20 protein-coding genes are annotated in these 20,394 nt (G+C 67.0%); 13 read left to right on the top strand and 7 right to left on the bottom strand.

What is annotated here, in order from left to right; all coding sequences use genetic code 11:
• The first annotated feature begins 72 nt into the window (after positions 1 to 72).
• From HALRU_RS13185 to yciH, 4 genes are all read left to right on the top strand, one after another.
• Positions 73 to 1,071 carry an AAA family ATPase gene (locus HALRU_RS13185; RefSeq protein WP_015301884.1) on the top strand — a complete coding sequence of 333 codons (999 nt, stop codon included), beginning with the start codon at positions 73 to 75 and terminating at the stop codon, positions 1,069 to 1,071.
• Positions 1,068 to 2,132 (top strand): DUF58 domain-containing protein, encoded by a 1,065-nt coding sequence (locus HALRU_RS13180; protein ID WP_015301883.1) that lies wholly within the window; start codon positions 1,068 to 1,070, stop codon positions 2,130 to 2,132. Before HALRU_RS13185 ends, HALRU_RS13180 begins: the two co-directional genes overlap by 4 nt.
• Positions 2,129 to 4,378 carry a transglutaminase TgpA family protein gene (locus tag HALRU_RS13175; RefSeq protein WP_015301882.1) on the top strand — a complete coding sequence of 750 codons (2,250 nt, stop codon included), beginning with the start codon at positions 2,129 to 2,131 and terminating at the stop codon, positions 4,376 to 4,378. Before HALRU_RS13180 ends, HALRU_RS13175 begins: the two co-directional genes overlap by 4 nt.
• 88 nt (positions 4,379 to 4,466) lie before the next feature.
• Entirely contained in the window at positions 4,467 to 4,760 is a 294-nt protein-coding gene (gene yciH, locus HALRU_RS13170) for a stress response translation initiation inhibitor YciH (protein ID WP_015301881.1), read from the top strand.
• 203 nt (positions 4,761 to 4,963) lie between these two features.
• Here yciH and HALRU_RS13165 read toward each other — a convergent pair whose 3' ends face one another.
• A complete protein-coding gene (locus tag HALRU_RS13165; RefSeq protein ID WP_015301880.1) occupies positions 4,964 to 5,317 on the bottom strand; it encodes a rhodanese-like domain-containing protein in 354 nt (117 codons plus the stop codon).
• 148 nt (positions 5,318 to 5,465) lie between these two features.
• Here HALRU_RS13165 and HALRU_RS13160 point away from each other — a divergent pair, with 148 nt between their 5' ends.
• Positions 5,466 to 6,086 (top strand): hypothetical protein, encoded by a 621-nt coding sequence (locus tag HALRU_RS13160; RefSeq protein WP_015301879.1) that lies wholly within the window; start codon positions 5,466 to 5,468, stop codon positions 6,084 to 6,086.
• 63 nt (positions 6,087 to 6,149) lie between these two features.
• Here HALRU_RS13160 and HALRU_RS13155 read toward each other — a convergent pair whose 3' ends face one another.
• The 4 genes from HALRU_RS13155 to rimI form a co-directional block, all read right to left on the bottom strand.
• Positions 6,150 to 6,710, bottom strand: a complete 561-nt coding sequence (locus HALRU_RS13155) for an NUDIX hydrolase (RefSeq protein WP_015301878.1) — start codon at positions 6,708 to 6,710, stop codon at positions 6,150 to 6,152.
• Positions 6,711 to 6,767: 57 nt separating this feature from the next.
• Positions 6,768 to 7,184 (bottom strand): DUF5809 family protein, encoded by a 417-nt coding sequence (locus HALRU_RS13150; RefSeq protein ID WP_015301877.1) that lies wholly within the window; start codon positions 7,182 to 7,184, stop codon positions 6,768 to 6,770.
• Between the two features lie 25 nt (positions 7,185 to 7,209).
• Positions 7,210 to 7,713, bottom strand: coding sequence for a DUF5810 domain-containing protein (locus tag HALRU_RS13145; RefSeq protein WP_015301876.1), 504 nt, complete (start codon positions 7,711 to 7,713; stop codon positions 7,210 to 7,212).
• 101 nt (positions 7,714 to 7,814) lie between these two features.
• A complete protein-coding gene (rimI, locus tag HALRU_RS13140; protein ID WP_015301875.1) occupies positions 7,815 to 8,291 on the bottom strand; it encodes a ribosomal protein S18-alanine N-acetyltransferase in 477 nt (158 codons plus the stop codon).
• A 353-nt stretch (positions 8,292 to 8,644) separates the two neighbouring features.
• Between rimI and pheS the strand changes: the two genes are divergently transcribed.
• Both pheS and HALRU_RS13130 read left to right on the top strand, forming a co-directional pair.
• On the top strand, positions 8,645 to 10,180 hold the full coding sequence (gene pheS / locus HALRU_RS13135; protein ID WP_015301874.1) for a phenylalanine--tRNA ligase subunit alpha: 1,536 nt from the start codon (positions 8,645 to 8,647) through the stop codon (positions 10,178 to 10,180).
• Positions 10,180 to 12,048, top strand: coding sequence for a phenylalanine--tRNA ligase beta subunit-related protein (locus HALRU_RS13130; protein ID WP_015301873.1), 1,869 nt, complete (start codon positions 10,180 to 10,182; stop codon positions 12,046 to 12,048). Before pheS ends, HALRU_RS13130 begins: the two co-directional genes overlap by 1 nt.
• Positions 12,049 to 12,103: 55 nt before the next feature.
• Here HALRU_RS13130 and HALRU_RS13125 read toward each other — a convergent pair whose 3' ends face one another.
• Together HALRU_RS13125 and HALRU_RS13120 are read right to left on the bottom strand one after the other, a co-directional pair.
• Positions 12,104 to 13,312, bottom strand: a complete 1,209-nt coding sequence (locus HALRU_RS13125) for a carboxylate--amine ligase (protein ID WP_015301872.1) — start codon at positions 13,310 to 13,312, stop codon at positions 12,104 to 12,106.
• A 179-nt stretch (positions 13,313 to 13,491) separates the two neighbouring features.
• The gene (locus tag HALRU_RS13120) at positions 13,492 to 13,689 is read right to left on the bottom strand and encodes a hypothetical protein (RefSeq protein ID WP_007702190.1); all 198 of its coding nucleotides are present in this window, start codon (positions 13,687 to 13,689) and stop codon (positions 13,492 to 13,494) included.
• Positions 13,690 to 14,101: 412 nt separating this feature from the next.
• Here HALRU_RS13120 and HALRU_RS13115 point away from each other — a divergent pair, with 412 nt between their 5' ends.
• The 6 genes from HALRU_RS13115 (at position 14,102) to HALRU_RS13090 (ending at position 20,361) form a co-directional block, all read left to right on the top strand.
• Complete coding sequence (locus HALRU_RS13115) at positions 14,102 to 14,410, top strand: non-histone chromosomal MC1 family protein (protein WP_148680698.1); 309 nt, start codon at positions 14,102 to 14,104, stop codon at positions 14,408 to 14,410.
• A gap of 186 nt (positions 14,411 to 14,596) precedes the next feature.
• Positions 14,597 to 15,403 carry a prephenate dehydratase gene (gene pheA / locus HALRU_RS13110; protein ID WP_015301870.1) on the top strand — a complete coding sequence of 269 codons (807 nt, stop codon included), beginning with the start codon at positions 14,597 to 14,599 and terminating at the stop codon, positions 15,401 to 15,403.
• Between the two features lie 115 nt (positions 15,404 to 15,518).
• Positions 15,519 to 15,944, top strand: coding sequence for an Hsp20/alpha crystallin family protein (locus HALRU_RS13105; protein WP_015301869.1), 426 nt, complete (start codon positions 15,519 to 15,521; stop codon positions 15,942 to 15,944).
• A 202-nt stretch (positions 15,945 to 16,146) separates the two neighbouring features.
• Positions 16,147 to 18,798 carry a leucine--tRNA ligase gene (gene leuS / locus HALRU_RS13100; protein ID WP_015301868.1) on the top strand — a complete coding sequence of 884 codons (2,652 nt, stop codon included), beginning with the start codon at positions 16,147 to 16,149 and terminating at the stop codon, positions 18,796 to 18,798.
• Between the two features lie 124 nt (positions 18,799 to 18,922).
• A complete protein-coding gene (locus HALRU_RS13095) occupies positions 18,923 to 19,459 on the top strand; it encodes a GNAT family N-acetyltransferase (RefSeq protein WP_015301867.1) in 537 nt (178 codons plus the stop codon).
• A gap of 53 nt (positions 19,460 to 19,512) precedes the next feature.
• Positions 19,513 to 20,361 carry a YqjF family protein gene (locus HALRU_RS13090; protein ID WP_015301866.1) on the top strand — a complete coding sequence of 283 codons (849 nt, stop codon included), beginning with the start codon at positions 19,513 to 19,515 and terminating at the stop codon, positions 20,359 to 20,361.
• Positions 20,362 to 20,394: the final 33 nt, after the last annotated feature.

Here is a 20,394-nt window from a genome sequence, read left to right as displayed (position 1 = left end):
ACACAAAGCCTATTTTGTACCGGAACCCACTCGTTAGTAACGAATCCGCGCCTGCCGCCCACCGAGACCATCATGACTGGAATTGATAGCACCGGACTCGAGGAAGAGGAACCCACACATGGCCCCGGATCGATCGACGCCCTCCCCGTCGATGACGCCGCGAGCCTGTGTGCGGCCGTCGAACGAAACGTCGCCGAGGTCATCGTCGGGAACGAAGGCGTCATCCGTTCCGTCGTCACCACGATGCTGGCCCGCGGACACATCCTGATCGAGGACGTCCCTGGCGTCGGAAAGACCATGCTGACGCGGGCTATCGCCCGGTCGATCGACTGTGAATTCTCTCGCGTACAATTCACGCCGGACCTGCTGCCCTCCGACATCACCGGTGTGAACGTGTTCAACCAGCAGACGCGTGACTTCGAGTTCCAGCCGGGCCCCGTCTTCGGCAACGTCGTCCTCGCCGACGAGATCAACCGGGCCCCGCCGAAGGCCCAGAGCGCGTTGCTCGAGGCGATGGAGGAGTCACAGGTGACCGTCGACGGCGAGACCCGGCCGCTCCCGACGCCGTTTACGGTCATCGCGACCCAGAACGCCGTCGAACCCAACCAGACCTACGAACTCCCGCTCGCCGAACTCGACCGGTTCATGACGAAACTCTCGCTCGGATATCCCGACCCCGAGGAGGAGACAGCGCTGCTCGATCGAGCGGCGGCCCACCACCCGATCGAGGAACTGGAACCGGTCGCAGACCGGCGTGACGTCCTCCGGGCGCGCGAGACGGTTGCGGAGACGACGGTTCGGGAACCGATTCGCGAGTACGCCGCGCGACTCGCCGCCTACACCAGAGACCACGCCGAGATCGGGGTCAGCCCGCGGGGGACGATCGCGCTCGTTCGCGCCGCGATGGCCCACGCCGTCGCGGAGGGCCGCGGCTACGTCACCCCGGAGGACGTGCAGGCGGTCGCACCGGAGACGCTCGCCCACCGGATCGCCACCGGCGCTGGAGGTCACCGTGACACGCCCGGTGCCGAACTCGTCGCCGACGCGCTCTCGACCGTGCCAGTCGAATGAGACCGACACTGCGAGGCGCGACGGTGCTCGTGGCGATCGCTGCTGGCGGCTTCGTCGCTGTCAACGGTGGTCGCGAGGCGCTAAACGCCGTCATCGCGCCGCTGGTCGTCGCTGGCGTCGCGGCGATCGTCATCGTCGGCGTCAGTTCCCGGCCGTCGCTTCGCCGTCGTCCCGTCGCACCCGGCTACGTCGGGGAGCGGCGTCGGGTCTCGTTCGAACTCACGGCTCGTCGCGGCACCGTCGTGACCGTGACCGACGAGCTCGGAAGAGGCCTCGAGGCCGATGGGAACCGGCTGGAGCGCGTCCTCTCCGGAACGACCGACCTCTCGTACGACCTCTCGCTCCGATCGCGTGGCGTTCGATCGGTCGGTCCGCTCACCGTGACCGTCCAGGATCCGTTCGGGCTGGTGACCCGCCGGTATCGATACGACGAGACCGAACCGGTCGTCGTCTATCCACCCGTCTACGAACTGCGGCCGGACGCCAGAGCCCAGTTGGAAGGCTACGTCTCGGACGCGACCGAGTTCGACCGGGCGGTCTTCGAACACCTCCGCGAGTACGAACGTGGTGACTCTTTGCGCGACGTCCACTGGAAGTCGGCGGCCAAACGACCCGACGGGGATCTGGTCGTCAAGGAGTTCGTCGCGGACGACGGTCTCGACCGACTCACCATGGCGGGCACCGTCGCTGAAGGCGATGCCGACGACCTCGCTGCGGCGCTGGCGACGCTCGCCGACCACCTGTTCGAGATGGACGTCGGCGTCGTCCTGTGGCTCCCCGGCGACCGGCGAGTCGAGGCCACGCCGGCGACGCGCGAGGAGGCCTTTCTGGCGCTGGCCGAACTCGAGGCGGGTTCCGTCGCACCGGACCATCGCGAGGACGCCGATATCGTCGTCGACGCCGCGGCCGACGGCGTCGTCCTGTCTCTTTCGGGGCGATCCGTCTCCTTCGCAGACCTGTGTGCGTACGAGACGAGTCCACCCGACACCGGGTCTGGTGATGCGATCTCCGGAACGAATTCGCCGAGTGAGGCCCAGCTGGCGACCGGAGGGACAGCATGAGTACAGCGACCGGCCCGGGTGAGACGACCCGCCTGACTGGGGCTGTCGACCGGATCCAAGCCGACTGGCTCGCGGGATCGTCACTGTTTCGCCTCCTCGCACTCGGCTGTGCGCTCGTCCTGATCGGGGCGTACGTGACGGTCCTCCGGGAACTCACGGCGATCGTCGGCGGGACGGAGCAACTCACGACGATCGTCCTCGTCGCGCTCGGTGCTGGGCTGGTCGCGGCGCCGCTCCTCTCCGAACGGGTGGCCGTCCCGATCGGAGGCGTCGCAGCCGTCGGTGGCCTCTTGCTCTACTTCAGTGCAGCTGGCATCGACCCCGGGATGCTGGTGTCGATGTTAGACTCCCTCCTCGCTGATTTCCTGACGCTGGCGGGTGGGATGGAACTGATGCGAGTCATGGAGGCCCAGACGATGGCGATCGCGTACGCCCCTGCCCCGGCCTTCCTCACCTGGTATCTCGCGCTCCGAGGGCAGTACGGGGCGGCGGTCGTGCCGGCTGGCCTGGCCCTCGTGTTTCTGGTACTCACCGGGGACGCGACGCCGACCACCACGCTCGTCGGTGCCGTCGCCGGCACCGGCGTCGTCGCGTTCGGCGAACTCGCTCGACGCGATGCCGGCTTCGAGTCGGTCGACGTGTTGACGGTCGTGCTGGTGACGATGATCGTCTGCTCGCTGTTCGTCCCATTCGTGCCCGGCGGATCGAGCGATTCGAGTCTCATTCACGGAACCGGTGCCGGAACCCTCGAAGGGAGCATCGCCGGGTCGCCGGATCGGTCGGCGATCGGCGGGAGCGTCGAACTCTCCCCCGAGGTTCGGTTTACGATCGAGAGTGAGGCTCCGTCCTACTGGCGGACGGGCATCTACGATCGGTTCACCGGCGACGAGTGGGTTCGGACCGGCGAGTTGCGTCCGTACGACGAACCGCTCGACCCACCACCGGCGAGCAGGACGTCTCGCATCACGCAGACGGTGACCGTCGAGAGTCCGGTAGAGGTGATGCCCACGGCTGGCGCACCCCTCTCTGTCGAGGGCGATATGGCGGCCTACACGGAGGTGAGCGACCAGGGGCAACTGTACCCATCGGTCACCCTGCGGGAGGGCGATCGGTACACGGTCGAGAGCGCGATCGTGGACCCATCGTCGCGCTCGCTAGCCCGCGCTGGCACTGACTATCCGGCTTCGGTCGAACGACGGTACGGACAACAGCCGGACAGTCAGTCCGGCGTGTTCTCGAATCGTGTCGACGCTGTCGTCGAAGGGGCGGAGACGCCGTTCGAGAAAGCACAACTGATCGAATCCCACCTTCGCAACTCGAAGTCGTACTCGCTCTCCGTCGGCCGCCCCGACGGCGACGTGGCCTCGTCGTTCCTCCTCGAAATGGACGAAGGCTACTGTGTCCATTTCGCCACGACGATGGTCATGATGCTCCGGGAGGAGGGTATTCCCGCCCGCTACGCGACGGGCTACACCGAAGGACAGCAGACCGGGTCGGACTCGTGGGTCGTCCGCGGCACCGACGCCCACGCCTGGCCCGAAGTATACTTCCCGGACATCGGCTGGGTTCCGTTCGAACCGACGCCGGCCGGCGAGCGCGACGCCGTCCATCAGGACCGGGTCGACCAGGCGCGTCAGAACGGGAACCCCGCCGTCGACACCGACGAGAGCGAACCGGACGACCCGGCTGAGCAAGACCCTGGATCGGACGACCCGGACCAGCAAGATCCGGAGCAGGACCCGACCAACGAGTCGCCCCCGTCAGCGCCCGACACTAACTCGTCCGACACCGGGGCGACGACCGGAGGCGGCGGATCTGACGGCGATACCGGCGGCTCGATTCCGCTTCCCTCTCGTGACCAACTCGCGTTCGGCGGGCTGATCGCGGTCGGACTGGCGGCCGCCGCCCACCGGACGGGCGTCGATCGGGCGCTGGTACGGACGGTCAGGCTCTACTGGCAGCGACCGAGCGGTGATCCGGCGACGGACGCCGAGCGTGCATTCCGACGCCTCGAGATCCTGCTCGGCCGCCGGTATCGGCCCAGACGACCGGCCGAATCGCCGCGCGCCTATCTCGCGGCGCTCGACCATGAGACGGCGCTCGACGACCGCGTGTACGACGTCGCTCTCGCTCGCGAACGGGCGACCTACGGGTCGGGCGTCGACTCGGCGGCTGCCACCGACGCGCGGGAGGCCGTCGACGAACTCGTCCGTCGGTACGGGCCGATCGGCGGCCGTGACGAGTGAGTCGACCGGGTCTGACGGAAAAAAGACCACCTGACGGCGTCTCGGTCCCGATAGTGTTTAATATGCCCCTTTCGTACGCCCTGATGTAATGTCGGAAGTCTGCTCGACGTGCGGGTTGCCTGACGAGCTCTGCGTCTGTGAGGACGTCGCCAAGGGCCAGCAGCAGCTCACAATCCGCATTGACGAGCGCAGGTACGGCAAAGAGGTAACGATCATCGAAGGGTTCGATCCGAAAGACGTCGATCTCGACAGTCTCTCGTCGGATCTCAAATCGAAGTTCGCCTGTGGCGGGACCGTTGAGGACTCCCACATCGAACTCCAGGGCAATCACACCGGTCGCATCGAAGAGTTCCTCCGCGATCGCGGCTTCAACGTCGCCTGACCCCGATGATCTGACCTCGTTCTTCTCGCGCTTGTCGATGGCCGTGATCGACCCAGCGGCGCCACCGGTCAGCACGACCGACCGTGCGGTCGGTGTGTGTGTGTGTGTGTGTGTGTGTGTGTGTGTGTGTTGTCTCAGCCTCGCCGGCCGACCTCGGCGGTGCGCCGGTCTGGAGCGTCGTAGAACGGTGACTCGGCTGTCTCTCAAAACGGTGACTCGGTCGTCTCGGCTTCGTCCGCCTGTTCTAGATCGTACTGGTCGCGCCAGGCGGTCAGGCCACCGGCCAGACTCTCGACCGTCGCGTCGGCGCAGCCCTCGTAGGAGCCGATGAGCCTGGCGGCCTGGACGCTCGATTTGCCGTGCGGACAGACCGTCACGATGTGCTCGGCGTCGGCGAGAGTTTGGACCCGTTGTGGCAACTCCTGAAACGGGACGTTCTCGCTGCCGGGGATGTGCCCCTGGGTGAAACTGACCGGGTTGCGGATGTCGACGACGCGAACGTCGTCGTCAGTCTCGAGCACGTCGGCGAGTTCGTCGGGTGTCGTCTCTCCGTCCATCGATGCCGGAACGTGGGGCCAGTGGGGAATAAGGCCGACGGGTTCGGTCGGTTCGTCTCGACCACTCGTGTTTGATCAGAATCTCTCACCGAGGCAACTGAACCCCGTTTCAGCAAATGGTTACGTCGCTTGCCCGTGTCGAATCGGTATGGCTCTCACGGAGCGGCTCTTTCACCTTCACTTTCAGGTGCCGGATGTCTCGCACGCGGCGGCCGCATTGGCCGATCAGGGGGTAGAACCACACCGCCGCTATGGACGCGTCGACGACGAATCTCGCTCGATTCCGGCCGGCGAACCACAGCCGGATGGGTTCCGACTTCGACTACAGGGCGCTCAGTTGGGGACCGCGAACGTGACGCTCGCGCCCGGGCCGGGGCTCGAATTCGATCACTTCGGCGTTATCGTTCCTGACTTCGAGACGGTTCTCCAGCGAGCGCGCGATTGCGGCTGGCACGTCAACGTGGGTACCAACCGGACCTTCCTCCATACGCCGTGGGGCTTTCGCATCGAGGTCCAGCCGACCGACGGCCCCGTCGCGTCGTCACTCGACTCGCCGACGGACGGGCACTTCTCGTCTATCGTCCTCGCGGTTCCGGAACCTGAATCAGTTCGAGACGAGCTAGACGCAGTCCTCGGCGAGGTGTCCGCGCTCGAACTCGATCGGAGCGGGTCGAATCGGCCATCAGTGCCGCAGCTGACGCTCGCTGGCGCGTCGCTTCCCGGTGAGCGCACGATTCTGACTCGTGACCTCGAACCCGCCGATTCCTGACCGTCGCTGCGCCGATCGGCATCAGTATCCGACCGGAAACCGAGGCGTTGGCCGGTGTCTGGGCTACAGGAACCCGTCTTCGCTCGCCAGCAACAGGGCGCTGATCGAGGCGTCGTTGGCCGGCGGCTCGCGCGCCCGAGCGAGTGCTTCGTCGATCGGAATCGTCGTGACGGTTAGGAACTCGTTCGAGTCGAGTTCGCGCTCGCCGGGGACGAGGCCGTCGGCGTAGACGATCCCGCGGTCGTGTCGAAGGACGCCGGTCGCCACGGCGTACTCCTGCAGGAGGACGGTCGTCTCCGGCCGGAAGCCGGTCTCCTCCTCGAGTTCTCGGGCCGCGGCTTGCGTGTAGGACTCGCCGTCCTCGACGATGCCGGCGGGCAACTCCAGGTGGGTCTCGTGAGTCGCCGGCCGGTACTGTTCGACGAAGCAGATCTCCTCCCCTGTGTTCGCGACGACCACGACGGCGGGCGGGAGGTCGGCCCAGTAGTACCGTTTCTCGCTGCCGTCGGGCTGGGTGACGAGGTCGTAGCCACCGTCGTACCAGCCGGTCTCGTACTCGATCGCCGACTCGCGCACCGGCCAGTCGTGGGCGTGGGGGTCGTCGGACGGAGCCGAATCGCTCATGGGCGTTCCGACGCGGGCGACGTGATAGAAGGTGGCGGTTCGGGACCGTCTCGGCGGTCACTCCTCGAACAGTTCCCGGTAAATCCGTCCGAACGCCTGCCGGCGCAGCGTCGCGACGGCGGCGTCGGGCTCGTCCTGGAAGGTCGCGGCGACAGCCTGGTCGGTGGGGCCGGCGTGCCAGACGACGTTGTCGACAGCCTCGTGCCCGTTGACCTGCACGTCGCCATCGTACGTTGCTCGCCAGTCGTCGAACGCCTCGCGGTCGGCGACGGTGACCTCGAGTAAACTGGCGAAGGTGGCGTCGCGGGCGGTCGTGACGACCTCGCTCGTCACGCGATCGCGATACTCGTCCTGGCCGAATCCCATGACGCGGGCGGCCTCGCGGACGCTCGTCTGGGCTGCTGGACCAACGGCTTCGAAGTACTCGCGTGCCTCCTCGATCGTCTCCGGTGCGAAGAGTCCTCTCCGTTCCATACCTGTCCGGTCGGCTGGACGGTAGTTACGCGTTTTCGTCTCCGTCCGTCGGTGCGGGACCGTCGGCGGCCTCCTCGTGATCGTCGCCGTCTTCGGTGCCGTCCCGTTCGTCGTCGGCGCCTGCGCGGATCTCCTCGGTCAGTTCGCGTGCTTCGGCGAGGACCGACTCGACGTCAGCCGATCGAGTGGTGGTGTCTGTCAGCGGGTCCGCTCCCGTTCCGTGACCGGCAGTCGTAGCCGTGTGGCTGCCGCGGCCGGAACCGCGCGTCTGGGCGGCCAGCTCGTGTTCGAAGCCCGTCTGTGGGCGGCTGCCGTCGTCGGTTTCGAACGCGGGCGTCTCGATCTCCGTGGCGTGGGGAGTGACTCTGTCGGCGAGTTCGTCGGGCGAGTCGTCGCGCCAGTCCGGTGCGTACTCGGCGAGCCACGCCTCGTGGTCGGAGCGGCCGAGCGACGCCGTCACGGCGAGGTGGTTCGCGAGGTGGACACCGTCGGCTTGTTCGGCGCCACAGACCGGGCAGGCGTATCCCATACCTGGTCGTACTGGCGCGAGGCAGAAAACGACGGCGCTCCCGAGTCTCGATTCTCGTCTGACACTCGTCGTTCGTGGCTGTCAGCCCGCCGTCCGGCCGGTCACCCGTCGAGGTCGTGGAGCATCACGATGGCGTCTTCGCCGTCGGCGTAGTAGCCGTCGACGCGACGCAGCGGCTCGAACCCGGCCGAACGGTAGAGTTCGATCGCCGGCTCGTTCGACTCGCGAACCTCGAGTTTGAGGCTGTCCGCCCCGCTCGTGTACATCAGCGTGAACACGCGACCGAGAAGCGCCGTCGCGATGCCGTTGCCGCGTCGCTCCGGATGGACGGCGATGTCCTTCAGGTGGCCGAGGAGCCCGCCGTGGGTCGGGGTGACGTCGGCGATGGCGTAGCCGACGACGCGGTTTTCCGGGTCGACGGCGACCAGAAACCCCGGTTCGCCGAGAAAGGCCTCGAACGCGTTCGTCGGCCACGGCTGCGGGAACGAGGCGGACTCGATCCGGACCACGGCGAGGATGTCCGCTCGCTCCGCGCGCCGGATGGTCACACCGTCGGCCTCGGAACGCGGTACCGTCACGGTCAGGGATACGGGCCTCGAGTACAAGAAAGGCCTTGCTCCCTCGTGAGGGGAGGGACCGCATTTTGCCACCGGTTCCCACCCAACTGTTCGCGACCCGTTCGCAAACTTTTTGCCGGCGCTCGACGGTGTCGTGGACATGACGAGCGAATCCCGCCGTCGGTGTGTCGCCCAGAAGCCGCTGCAGTCGCGGACGGGATTCGCGTTCTTCTTCGCCCGGTGACGGGCACGGTGGATCGCCACGCGGCCACATCGGCGGCGTGGGGCGAAACCGTCCGATCGGACCGCGCGCACGGCGCGCGCCGGGAGTCGGAAGCGCTAACTGACAGACGAGCACGCTACTACACAAGCGAATGCAATTGCCACAGGCACAGCTCGCGGTCCTGGAGGCTGCGAGCGCAGACGATGCACAGTCCGTCGACGCCCTCGCGGCGGCGACCGACCTGCCGCCCGAGACGGTCACGGGTGCGCTGTTCGCCCTCGAGGAGGAGGGCCTGGTCGCTGTCTCCGAGCACGTCGAGGAATCGATCACCCTCACCGAGGAGGGAGAAACGTACGAGGCCGACGGCCTCCCCGAGGTGCGCCTCTACGAAGCGGCCCTCGACGCCGGCGCCGACGACACACCCGCCCAGATGGGCCAGGTCATCGGCGCGTCCGGGCTCGAGGGTCCGCAGGTCGACATCGCCCTCTCGAACTACGCGCGGAAGGGCTATGGCGCGATCGACAGCGGCGAACTTACCGCCGATTCGGACGCAGATCCCGATTCCGATCCGGAGGCCGCCGCGCTGTTGGCGATCGCCCCAGCGGAGGGGGACGATGGCGTCTCCGCTGACGACCTCGAGCTGGACGACGAGGTGGTCGACCAGCTCGAACGGCGGGACCTGCTCGAGCGCCAGGAGTCGACGACGCGGTCGGCCACGCTCACCGACGCCGGCGTGACCGAGCTCATGGCCGGCGTCGAGACGGCCGAGACCGTGGGCCAGCTCACCCCTGACCTGCTCACGAGCGGCGACTGGCGCGACGCCGAGTTCGCCGAGTACAACGTCGAAGCCGACGCCGAGGAGAGACACGGCGGCCGGATGCACGTCCTCCGGCGGACCGCCGAGCGCGTCAAGGAGGTCCTCGTCGGGATGGGCTTCCAGGAGATGGACGGGCCGCACGTCGACGCCGACTTCTGGATCAACGATTGCCTCTTCATGCCCCAGGATCACCCGGCGCGGACTCACTGGGACCGCTTCGCCCTCGAGAAGCCGAGTCACATCGACGACCTGCCCGACGACCTCGTCGAGCGGGTCGAACGCGCTCACCGCGAGGGTGTCGGTGAAGACGGTGAGGGCTACCACTCGCCCTGGGACGAAGACTTCGCCCGCGCGCTCGCGCTGCGGGGCCACACGACGTCGCTCTCGACCCGGCACCTCTCGGGCCACCAGATTGGTGAGATCGAGCCACCTGCGCGCTTCTTCAGCGTGGAGAAGGCCTACCGCAACGACACGCTCGACTCGACACACTTGCTCGAGTTCTTCCAGATCGAGGGCTGGGTGATGGCCGACGAACTCTCCGTACGCGACCTGATGGGGACGTTCGAGGAGTTCTACGCCCAGTTCGGGATCACAGACATCGAGTTCAAACCGCACTACAACCCCTACACGGAGCCGAGCTTCGAACTGTTCGGCACCCACCCGACGACGGGCGAACTGATCGAGATCGGCAACTCGGGCATCTTCCGCGAGGAGATGCTCGAACCGCTGGGCGTCGAGGCCGACGTGATGGCCTGGGGGCTCGCCCTCGAACGGCTGGCCATGCTGGTCACCGGCGCCGAGGACATTCGCGACCTCCACGGCTCGCTGGCCGATCTCGAGTTCCTGCGGAACGCGGAGGTGATTTACTGATGCCAACCGTCGACATCGATCCCGACGAACTGCGAACGCTCGCCGACGTGACGGACGTCGCCGACGACGAGCTCAAAGACGACCTCTTCGCGCTCGGCCTGGAGTACGAGGGCGAGACCGAGGACGGCGACTTCGAACTCGAGTTCGCGCCTGACCGCCTCGATCGGCTCTCCGTCGAGGGAATCGCCCGCTCGCTGCGCTACCAGTACGGCGAGGACCGCGGCGTCTACGTCCCGACGACGACCGAGGCCGACTGGACGATCCGGGTCGACGAGGCCGTCCCCGCCGAGCGGCCGTACGTCACCGGCGCGGTGATCCGCGGCGTCGATCTGGACGAGGAGTCGCTGGACTCGCTCATCCAGCTCCAGGAGAAGCTCCACGCGACGATGGGCCGCAACCGGGTGAAGGGCGCGATCGGGATCCACGACCTGACGATGCTCCGCGGCGCACCCGCAACCGAGGGTAACCCGACGATCCGCTACACCGGCGTCGCCCCCGATGGCGAGCGCTTCGTCCCCCTCGACTCGGATCGGGAACTGACGCCCGGCGAGGTCTTAGAAGAGCACCCGACGGGTCGCGAGTACGCCCCCGTCGTCGACGACTACGAGGCGATGCCCGCGATCTACGACGACATCGGGCTGTTCTCCTTCCCGCCGGTGATCAACGGTCGCCGGACGGAGGTCTCCACGGACTCGCGCGACCTGTTCGTCGAACTGACCGGCACCGACCAGTGGACGATCGACCGGATGTGTGCGATCATCTGCTACGCGCTCGACGCCCGTGGCGCCACTATCGAGGACGTCACCGTCGAGTACGCCGATCCGTCGGTCGCCGCGGCGGCCATCGAGGAGAGCGACGGCCGCGACGAGGCCGGCGACAGCGAGGCAGTCGAGAACGGGCGCGCCGAAGCCAGTGAGGCCGACACCGGGTCGCCCGTTCTCGTCCGACCGGAGCTCTCGACGAAGACCAAGACCGTGACCCACGACCGGATCGAGTCCATCCTCGGGATCGAACTCGACCCGGAGGAGGTACAGGATCTGGCCGAACGGGCCGGCCTGGAGGCGACTGTCCAGGACGAGGCCGACGAATCGACTACCGGAAACGGGACTGACGCCGAGTCGACCGGTCGACTCGCCTACGACGTGACGATCCCGCCGTACCGCGTGGACGTCCTCCACCCGCTGGACGTGATCGACGACCTCGGCCGGGCCTACGGCTTCAACGAACTGGCGCCGAACTACCCCGAGATCGGTACCGTCGGCGGCCGTCACGAGCGGAGTCGGCGTGAGGAGGCCGTCCGCGAGACGCTCGTCGGGCTCGGGTTCGAGGACATGCTCGACTTCCACCTCATCGGCGAGGCCGACGCCTACGACCGCATGGGCGTCGACCCCGGAACTGACGTCCTCGGCGGCGGCGAACCCGCCCGGATCAAGAACCCCTACAGCGAGGACTTCGGGATCGTCCGCCCCTGGGCGCTCCCCTCGCTCCTCCTGGTGCTCGAGAACAACACCCACCGGGCGTACCCGCAGGACCTGGCGGAGGTCGGCTTCGTCGCCGAGGTCGACGAGACAGCCGCCACCGGCGTCGCCGAGTCGCGCCACGTCGCGGGCGTCCTCGCTCGTCACGACGCCGCCTACGAGGACGCGAAGTCCCGCCTCCAGGCACTCTGTCGCGCGTTCGACGTCGACCTGGAGACGCCGCCGACCGACCACCCGTCGTTCGTCGACGGCCGGGCCGCGAGCGTCGTCGTCGACGGCAACACGGTGGGCGTGATCGGGGAACTGCACCCCGCGGTGCTCGTCGAGCACGACCTCGAGGTTCCCGTCGCCGCGTTCGAGTTCGATCTGGCCGGATTCGGAGCCGAGTGAGCGCCGATTTCGAGACAGGACGCTTTCGTTTCTAGCACAAGTCGATCTCTCGCCGTTATCGTGTTCGCAGCGAGCCGACCGCGTTTCGGAGGTCTTGCACGAACGGTCGGATATCGTCTTTTTGCAGGTAATCGAACCGGGGATGTGAGACGAGCGAGCGGGCGACTGAGCCGACCGCGATCGGAAAGGAGGGTCGGTCGACCAGGTCGACGTCGTCGGCGAGGATCGAGTGGAGGTAGAGCAGTTCTCCGCGGAGGAGGTGGCCGGCGACGCCGACGTCGTACGCCGCGGCGATCTCGCCGCCGCCGTTGCACAGCTGCCAGTAGTAGTACGGGAAGTCGACGCCTGCCTGGACGGTGAACGGCAGCGACGACCAGAACCGCGGGTTGATCTCCATGAGTTTGAATTCGCCTGTCTCCTCGTCGCGCAGGAACTCCACCATGGCGAGGCCGTGCCAGTCGAGTTCGTCGAGCAGGGCGAGGCCGGCGGTTTCGAGCGCAGGGATGTCGACCGACTCGCGAAAGGCGCTCGGGCCGCCGGCGTAGCTGTAGCCGCGGCGCTGGCGGTGCTGGAAGGTCGCGACGGGCTCGCCCTCGTCGTAGAGCGCGAAGAAACCGTACTCGTGGGGCGTGTGGACGTACTCCTGACAGATGGGTTCGTGGCCCATCTCGGCGGTGAGCGCCGCGACGTCTGGCTCGGTCCCTGGCGGCAGGTAGGTCGTCGTCGGCGGTGCCGTACAGTCAGCCGGGTCGCAGTCGACGTAGGCGTCGGCCAGAATCGAGTAGCGCGGCTTGACGATCCACTCGCGATCGGGGTCGTCGATCTCGCCGACGAGGCGCGTCTCCGGTGCGTCGATTCCAGCGGTCTCGGCCGCCTCGAAGAGCGCACACCGATCCTGGACGCGACGGAGGGTCTCGAGCGCCGGCCAGAGCGGTTCGATCTCGGCGGCGAACTCCTCGCGATAGCGCGAGAGGACGTACACGTCGGCCTCCCGGACGGGGACGATCGCGTGGACTGCGTCGCGACGGGCCAGATCGAGCAGTGCGTCCCGATACCCAAGCAGGTCGTCCTGCGGGGCCGGGACCGGAACTACCTCGTCGCAGTACGCCGAGTGGACGGCGGGCGCCGTCGGCGTCTCGGAGACGACGACGGTTCGGACGCCGCGCCGACCGAGCGACCGCAGGCACGCGACACTACTCGGTGCGTCGATGGCGGGGACGACCACCGACGCCGACTCGTCGTCGGCGCTCACGTCGGACTCCATTACCGAGCAAAAATCGACAACCCGGCGTAGTTATGCGGCGACTGCCGGCCGCGCGATGGCCCTAGCAGGAGCCTACCGGCGAGCCGTCGGGTGATTAACTGTCGCTGACGGCGAGGTCTCGTAGTGGTCGGCCCGTCCCGGTCAGGTCGGGGAGCCAGCGACGGGATCTCTCGGAGCGGCTAGAATTCGTGGTCGAGCTGGTCCTCGTCTGCTTTCTGGATGATGATCTTGCCGTCGCGGACGCGCACGAACACGTCGTCTCCAATGTCCATGCCGGCGACGGCGAGTTCGTCCTCGTGCAAGTTGAGGTGTACGTTGTGATAGTTGCCGTCCTCGTCTTTGGCACCACTCGGACTCAGCTTCTTTTTCCGGACCATCGCGGGGTTCTACTGAGAGGTTCGCCGTAGGATATACTTAAGTGTTTTCTACGCAACGGCGTGGCGGTCCCGGTTTTTTCGCCGGTGAGGGGTTTCACGACAAGGAGGGACACGCTGGGAGCGAATCGACGTCGGGTCGATCCACATTGGTGGTCGGATCGACTACGGGTGGTCCACGCCGGCCGTGTCCCGATCGGGCGGCGCCCCGTGCTGGCGACCGGGCTCGAACAGGGTCCATCGATCCACCTGAAACACCGTGTACAGCCGACGTCGTCGCCCGGTTTCGGCGGGAAGCCGGTGATACCCAAGAGGGTGGTCGCGCCCGTCACTTAAACGTACCGCCGCTGTCGGCTGATTGTCGGGGATATCTTTATGTCATATTGTGCGCTGAGTTGGCATGGAGGCTGGAACCATGGTACGTGAAGATGGTAAGCGAAACTTCGCACTTCGCGAAGGAAGCGGTGACGAATCGAGTGTTTTCTCCGGAAATACGCCGAGACAGGCCGCCCTGAAGGCGGCCCGCCGGCTCGAACCGGGCTCGAGCGAATCGAGTGCGGACCGGGTCGAACTCAAACTCCGGGAGAAGGGAACCGACAAGGTACACATCTACGAGGGCTGGGCGTGGGAGGAGACCGCTCCCGACGACAAGCCCGACTGGATGCCCCAGGAGATCACGGAAGCGAACGTCTCGAAGCAGGGTATCGAACACATTGAGGAGTAATCGGACGGCGTACTGAGCCCCCTTCTACTGCGCCGATAGTTCGCGACGAGCGACGCTTCTCGTACTGTGTACGCTGTGTGCCGACGCTGCAGCCTGGAGTTCCTCCCTCCCGTCAACCATCCTCCGTTCGGCGATACCCGATGGGTCGATCCGCGGTCTTTTCTCGGGGGACGGCCTAGCAGGGGTATGCACACCGTCACGCTCGGTCCGGAAGGAACGTACTCCCACCGGGCCGCTCGCACCGTGAGCGATTCGGTCGCGTTCCGGCCGTCGGTGACGGCGATCGTCGAGGCGGTCGCCGACGGGTCGTTCGATCGCGGCGTCGTCCCGATCGAGAACAGCATCGAGGGAAGCGTCACCGAGACGCTCGACGCACTCGCGGCGCGGGACGTCTCGATCGTTCGCGAGGTCGTCACCCCGATCACACACGCGTTGCTCGCCCAGGCTGAGGATTTCGAGACCGTCACGAGCCACTCCCAGGCGCTCGCCCAGTGTCGGTCGTTTCTCGCCGACCAGTATCCAGACGTTGCGCGCGAATCCGTCGCCAGTACGGCGGCGGCCGTCGAACTGGCCCGGGAGGATCCGTCCGTCGCGGCCATTGCACACCCGAGTACGGCCGAGCAGGCCCTTCGCGTGCTCGCGACCGAGATCCAGGATCGTCCGTCGAACGAGACGCGATTTTTCGTGCTCGGGCCCGAGTCGGCTCGTTCGCCGGCCGGCGGAAAGACGACGATCGTCATCTATCCGGCGTCCAACCACCCGGGGCTGCTGTACGAACTTCTCGGCCCGTTCGAGGAGCGGGGCGTCAACCTCACGCGAATCGAATCCCGACCGAGCGGGAAGCAACTGGGCGACTACCGTTTTCATCTCGACCTGGAGGGTGGACTGTACGAGCCGCGAATCGAGGCGGCCGTCGAGGCGGTCGAAGCCGTCCTCGACGACGGCTGGGTGCGCTGGCTCGGCTCCTACGACGTGGAACACGCGGTCGAGTGACCGGCAGCTCGGATCAGGATTGGTGGAGCCCTGCGCACTGTCCGAGACAGGTAGTCGGCGTTGCGTTCGACGATCGTGGGGGGAACTTATCTCCGCTCGGCCCCTATAGCCGCGTATGCGCCGAAACCCGTTCGACGATCTCGAAGAACTGTTCGACCGTCTCAGCAACCAGTTCGAGGACACGATGGCCGGCGAGAGCGGACTGGCCGTTCCCGGAACGATCGGCGTGGACGTCGCCGACACAGGTGAGGAGTACGTCGTCACTGCCGACCTGCCCGGTTACGACACGGAAGACGTCGATCTCCGGCTGGTCGACGGCGCGCTCCATCTCGAAGCCAGTCGGAGCGGGACGGAGACCACCGAGGATGGTGACTACATCCGCCGCGAGCGGACCCAGCGAACGGTCGACCGTCGCATCCGCATCCCGGAACCGGTCGACGAGGAGGGCGTCGAGGCCACGTACAACAACGGCGTTCTCACCGTGACACTCCCGAAACTCGCCGGGAGCGAGGGCGGCGGCCACGAGATCGACATTAGCTGACGATCCGAGTGAGCGCCTGTCGCGAACGAAGCCGCGGTGCGGCCCGGATCGCGTTCGCGTTTTTAACCCTGTGAGACTGTTTGCCACCGATAGGTGTGTGTGTGTGTGTGTGTGTGTTGGGCACAACCCACGGCCCAGATCCACCCGCGGGCACCTGCATGGAAAGTTATAGGGTCGCCCGTCTCTCGACGTGTAGATACTGATGAGCGACCAGGGATACGACCACGCGGCCGTCGAGCGGCGATGGCAGGACGCGTGGGACGATGCGGACGTGTATCGGACTCCGGACGACGTCGACGATCCGACGTACGTCCTCGGAATGTACCCGTATCCCTCGGGTGAGCTCCACATGGGCCACGTGCGAAACTACACGATAACGGACGCCTACGCCCGCTACCGTCGGATGCGTGGCGATGACGTCCTCCACCCGATGGGATGGGACGCGTTCGGCCTGCCCGCGGAGAACGCTGCGAAGGAACGCGACACCAACCCGCGGGACTGGACGTTCGACTCCATCGATCGCATGCGCGAGCAGATGGAGTCGATCGGGCTGGGCTTCGACTGGGACCGCGAGGTCGCCACCTGCGTCCCCGAGTACTACCGGTGGAACCAGTGGCTCTTCTCCCGGTTCCACGAGGAGGGGCTGGTCGACCGTCGGGCCGCCGAGGTCAACTGGTGTCCCGAGTGCGAGACCGTGCTTGCCGACGAACAGGTCGAGGGCGAGGCCGAACTCTGCTGGCGGTGTGACACGCCTGTCGAGACGCGCGAACTGGAGCAGTGGTTCCTGAAGATAACTGAGTACGCGGACGAACTGCTCGAGGACATCGACGACCTCGAGGGCTGGCCCGACTCCGTCCGCCAGATGCAGCGCAACTGGATCGGCCGCCAGTACGGAACGGAACTGGAATTTTCCATCTCCGAGCACGGCCCCGTCGAGGCCTTCACTACCCGCGTCGACACCATCTACGGCGCGACGTTCTTCGCCCTGGCGCCGGACCACCCGATCAGCGACCAGCTCGCCGAGGAAGACGAGGACGTCCGCCACTTCGTCGAAAACGAGGCCGACCCCGAGGGCGACGAGCCGAACGGCGTCGCGACGGACCTGACGGCGACCAACCCAGCGACCGGCGAGGAGATCCCGGTCTTCGTCGCCGATTTCGTCCTCTCGGACGTCGGGACGGGCGCGCTGATGGGCGTTCCCGGTCACGACGACCGCGACCACGCCTTCGCCGAGAAGATGGGCGTCGACATCGTCCCCGTCATCGCACAGGAGCCGGAGGATGAGGATTCGGAACCGGCTGAACCGGACGTTTCGGAATCTGCATACACCGACGACGGCGTCCTCGTCAACTCCGGCGAGTACTCGGGCCTCGACAGCGAGGCGGCACGCGACCGGCTGACCCAGGACATCGAGAGCGCCGAGCAAGCGACCCAGTACCAGCTGCGCGACTGGGGGATCTCCCGGCAGCGCTACTGGGGGACGCCGATCCCGATCGTTCACTGCGACGACTGCGGCCCCGTCACGGTCCCCGCCGAGGACCTGCCGGTCGAACTCCCCGAGTTCATCAACACGACGGGGAATCCGCTGGACGCCGCCGAGGAGTGGAAGGCGACCACCTGCCCCACGTGTGGCGGCCCGGCCGAGCGCGAGACGGACACGATGGACACGTTCGTCGACTCTTCGTGGTACTTCCTGCGGTACGTCTCGCCCGACCTGGACGAGGCGCCGTTCGACGTCGACCGGACCAACGACTGGCTGCCGGTCGACCAGTACGTCGGCGGGGAAGAACACGCCGTGATGCACCTGCTGTACTCGCGATTCTTCACGAAGGTGCTCGCCGACCACGAGGGCCTCGAGTTCCGCGAACCGTTCGAGGACCTGCTCGCCCAGGGAATGGTCCAGCTCGACGGCTCTGCGATGTCGAAGTCGAAGGGCAACGTCGTCTCGCCCCAGCGGATCGTCGACGAGTACGGCGCGGACACGGCTCGCCTGTTCATGATGCAGGCCGCCCAGCCCGACACCGCCTTCGACTGGAGCGAAGAGGGTGTCCGCTCGACGTACGCATTCCTGACGCGTCTGCAAGGGATGGTCGAGTCGTTCGTCGCCGAGCCGCCGACCGGGGCTGCGGACGCCGTCTCGCGCTACGTCGGCGGTAAGATCGACGCCGCAGTCGCCATCGCCGGCGAGGAGTACGAGGAATTGCAGTTCAATCGCGCACTAAGAGAAGCACAGGAGCTGGTCCGGACGCTTCGCCAGTACGCCGAGTACGCCGACCCCGACCCGGAGACGTTCGAACGCGGCCTCACCGCGGTCGTGCGTCTACTGGCACCCGTCGCCCCGCACCTCGCCGAGGAGCTGTGGGACGAACTGGGCCACGACGGCTTCGTCGCCGACGCCGAGTGGCCGACGGCCGCGGTCGACCGCGAGGGCGTCGAACGCCGTCGCCGGCTGGTCGAGAACACCCGCGAGGACGTCCGCGACATCGTCGAGGTCGCCGGAATTGCCGACCCCGAGCGGATCGACGTCGTCGTCGCTCCCGACTGGAAGTACGACGCCCTGGAGATCGCCATCGAGAGCGACGCGCCCAACCTGATCGGCGAGCTGATGGGCGAAGATCACATCCGTGAGCAGGGTGACGCCGCCGCGAGCTACGGCCAGGACTTACAGGCCGAGCGCGAGGCACTGCAGGAGCCACTCGCACCCGACGCCGAACGGGAGGCGCTGGAGGCGGCGGCGTGGTTGATCGAACGTGAGTTCGACACGCCCGTGACGGTGATCGACGCTGCGGAGGCCGACGAGGGGACGGTGAAAAACGCCGAACCCGGTCGGCCCGGTATCGACATCGTGGAGTGAGCATCGACCGCGGGACGCTGTGCCCGTCTCGCTCGGAACAGAAGTGTCTTCGGACGGTTTTCGCGAACGCAGTGTCGCCACCGGAGAAAACTATAGGTGGCTGCCAGGTAATAATCGGTCAGCCATGCACGTCCGGCAGTACGAGGACCGATCAGACGCCCGAGCGATCGCCCGAATCCAGGCGCGGGCCTGGATGGACGCGTACGCCGATCTCCTTCCCGCCGACGTGCTCGCCAGCCAGTCGCCCGATCCGGACGACGAGACGGTCGCCGGGTGGCACCAGTCGCTCACGGCGAATCGACAGGGCGTCCTGCTCGCCGTCGACGAGACGGGCGAGCGCCTGGGGTTCGCGGACTTCCGGTGGGGAGACGCCGAGACGAAGGCGTTCGTCGACGAGAACGAGGCCGGTCTGAAGTCGATCTACGTCGATCCCGACAGCTGGGGGAACGGGGTGGGGACGGCGTTGCTCGAACGCGGCATCTCGATCCTGCCGGAAGCCGTCGAGACGCTCAGGCTGGAGATGCTGGAGGGCAACGAGATCGGCCACGAGTTCTACCGGGCGAAGGGGTTCGAGGTGACCGACGAGGCGTCACACGAGATCGGCGACGAGGCGTATCCGACCCTCGTCTACTCCCTCGAACTCGAAGCCAGCGAGGCGTGACGGTCACGAGGTGTGGAACCCGCCTTTTTATCCGTCGTCGTCGGAGCACGGCCATGAGCCGCGGTGATTCTGTTCGCGAGACGGACCGGCTCCCGGTGAGTGCCGGCGGACCCATCGGGCGCCTCCCGCACCCGTTCACGCTCACCTGGCGCGACGGTCTCTTCCTTCACTGGCCAGTCGATTCCGACGTGTTGCGGCCCCATATCCCCGACCCCCTGGCCCTCGACACCTGGAGGGGCCGGGCCTGGGTGAGCGTCGTTCCCTTCGTCGCGTCGAACGCCGGAATCAGATACACGCCACGATTCCTGCGGTACACGACGGCGGAGCTGAACGTCAGGACGTACGTCACCTACCGCGGCGAGCCGGGGCTGTACTTCTTCGGCGTCGACGTCGACAGCGCCGCGATCGCGTCCGTGGTCGGTCGCTTCACCCGATTGCCAGTCCGGTGCGCCCGGATGCACGTCTCGCGAACGGAGGGAACGGCGCCCCACGGCGGGAACTCGGTTTCGTTCGCGAGCACGCGCGACGGGACGACCGAACCAGGTGTTCGGTCTGGCCCGGACGAGCCGGGTACGTCCGCGGCCAGGTTCGCGGTGACGTACGAACCCGACGACGCCATCACCTTCGCCGAACCCGGGACGCGCGCCGAGTGGTTGACCGATCGCCGGCGATTCTACGCACCCGACGGCGCTCGGACGGCGAGGACGACGCGGCGCCCGAACGTCTTCGTCGGCGAGATCGCCCACGCGCCCTGGCCGCTCCAGTCGGCAGCCGCGACGCTCCACGAGAACACCCTCTTCGCCGCCTACGACCTTCCAGCCCCGGAGGCGGAACCGATCGCCCAGTACTGTCCCGAACTCCGGATGACGGCGTCGATTCCGCGTCGGGTCCGGGATCGGTGACCGTCCCGGTCGGTGGGTGCTGGGCGAGCAACG

Source organism: Halovivax ruber XH-70, from assembly GCF_000328525.1.
GTDB lineage: Archaea > Halobacteriota > Halobacteria > Halobacteriales > Natrialbaceae > Halovivax > Halovivax ruber.
This window is presented reverse-complemented; position numbering and strand designations above follow the sequence as displayed.

Bases quoted from the DNA above. Each gene is read 5' to 3' on its own strand.
- HALRU_RS13185 (WP_015301884.1), top strand. From the start codon at position 73: ATGACTGGAATTGATAGCACCGGACTCGAGGAAGAGGAACCCACACAT.
- HALRU_RS13180 (WP_015301883.1), top strand. From the start codon at position 1,068: ATGAGACCGACACTGCGAGGCGCGACGGTGCTCGTGGCGATCGCTGCT.
- HALRU_RS13175 (WP_015301882.1), top strand. From the start codon at position 2,129: ATGAGTACAGCGACCGGCCCGGGTGAGACGACCCGCCTGACTGGGGCT.
- yciH (WP_015301881.1), top strand. From the start codon at position 4,467: ATGTCGGAAGTCTGCTCGACGTGCGGGTTGCCTGACGAGCTCTGCGTC.
- HALRU_RS13165 (WP_015301880.1), bottom strand. From the start codon at position 5,317: ATGGACGGAGAGACGACACCCGACGAACTCGCCGACGTGCTCGAGACT.
- HALRU_RS13160 (WP_015301879.1), top strand. From the start codon at position 5,466: ATGGCTCTCACGGAGCGGCTCTTTCACCTTCACTTTCAGGTGCCGGAT.
- HALRU_RS13155 (WP_015301878.1), bottom strand. From the start codon at position 6,710: ATGAGCGATTCGGCTCCGTCCGACGACCCCCACGCCCACGACTGGCCG.
- HALRU_RS13150 (WP_015301877.1), bottom strand. From the start codon at position 7,184: ATGGAACGGAGAGGACTCTTCGCACCGGAGACGATCGAGGAGGCACGC.
- HALRU_RS13145 (WP_015301876.1), bottom strand. From the start codon at position 7,713: ATGGGATACGCCTGCCCGGTCTGTGGCGCCGAACAAGCCGACGGTGTC.
- pheS (WP_015301874.1), top strand. From the start codon at position 8,645: ATGCAATTGCCACAGGCACAGCTCGCGGTCCTGGAGGCTGCGAGCGCA.
- HALRU_RS13130 (WP_015301873.1), top strand. From the start codon at position 10,180: ATGCCAACCGTCGACATCGATCCCGACGAACTGCGAACGCTCGCCGAC.
- HALRU_RS13125 (WP_015301872.1), bottom strand. From the start codon at position 13,312: ATGGAGTCCGACGTGAGCGCCGACGACGAGTCGGCGTCGGTGGTCGTC.
- HALRU_RS13120 (WP_007702190.1), bottom strand. From the start codon at position 13,689: ATGGTCCGGAAAAAGAAGCTGAGTCCGAGTGGTGCCAAAGACGAGGAC.
- HALRU_RS13115 (WP_148680698.1), top strand. From the start codon at position 14,102: ATGGTACGTGAAGATGGTAAGCGAAACTTCGCACTTCGCGAAGGAAGC.
- pheA (WP_015301870.1), top strand. From the start codon at position 14,597: ATGCACACCGTCACGCTCGGTCCGGAAGGAACGTACTCCCACCGGGCC.
- HALRU_RS13105 (WP_015301869.1), top strand. From the start codon at position 15,519: ATGCGCCGAAACCCGTTCGACGATCTCGAAGAACTGTTCGACCGTCTC.
- leuS (WP_015301868.1), top strand. From the start codon at position 16,147: ATGAGCGACCAGGGATACGACCACGCGGCCGTCGAGCGGCGATGGCAG.
- HALRU_RS13095 (WP_015301867.1), top strand. From the start codon at position 18,923: ATGCACGTCCGGCAGTACGAGGACCGATCAGACGCCCGAGCGATCGCC.
- HALRU_RS13090 (WP_015301866.1), top strand. From the start codon at position 19,513: ATGAGCCGCGGTGATTCTGTTCGCGAGACGGACCGGCTCCCGGTGAGT.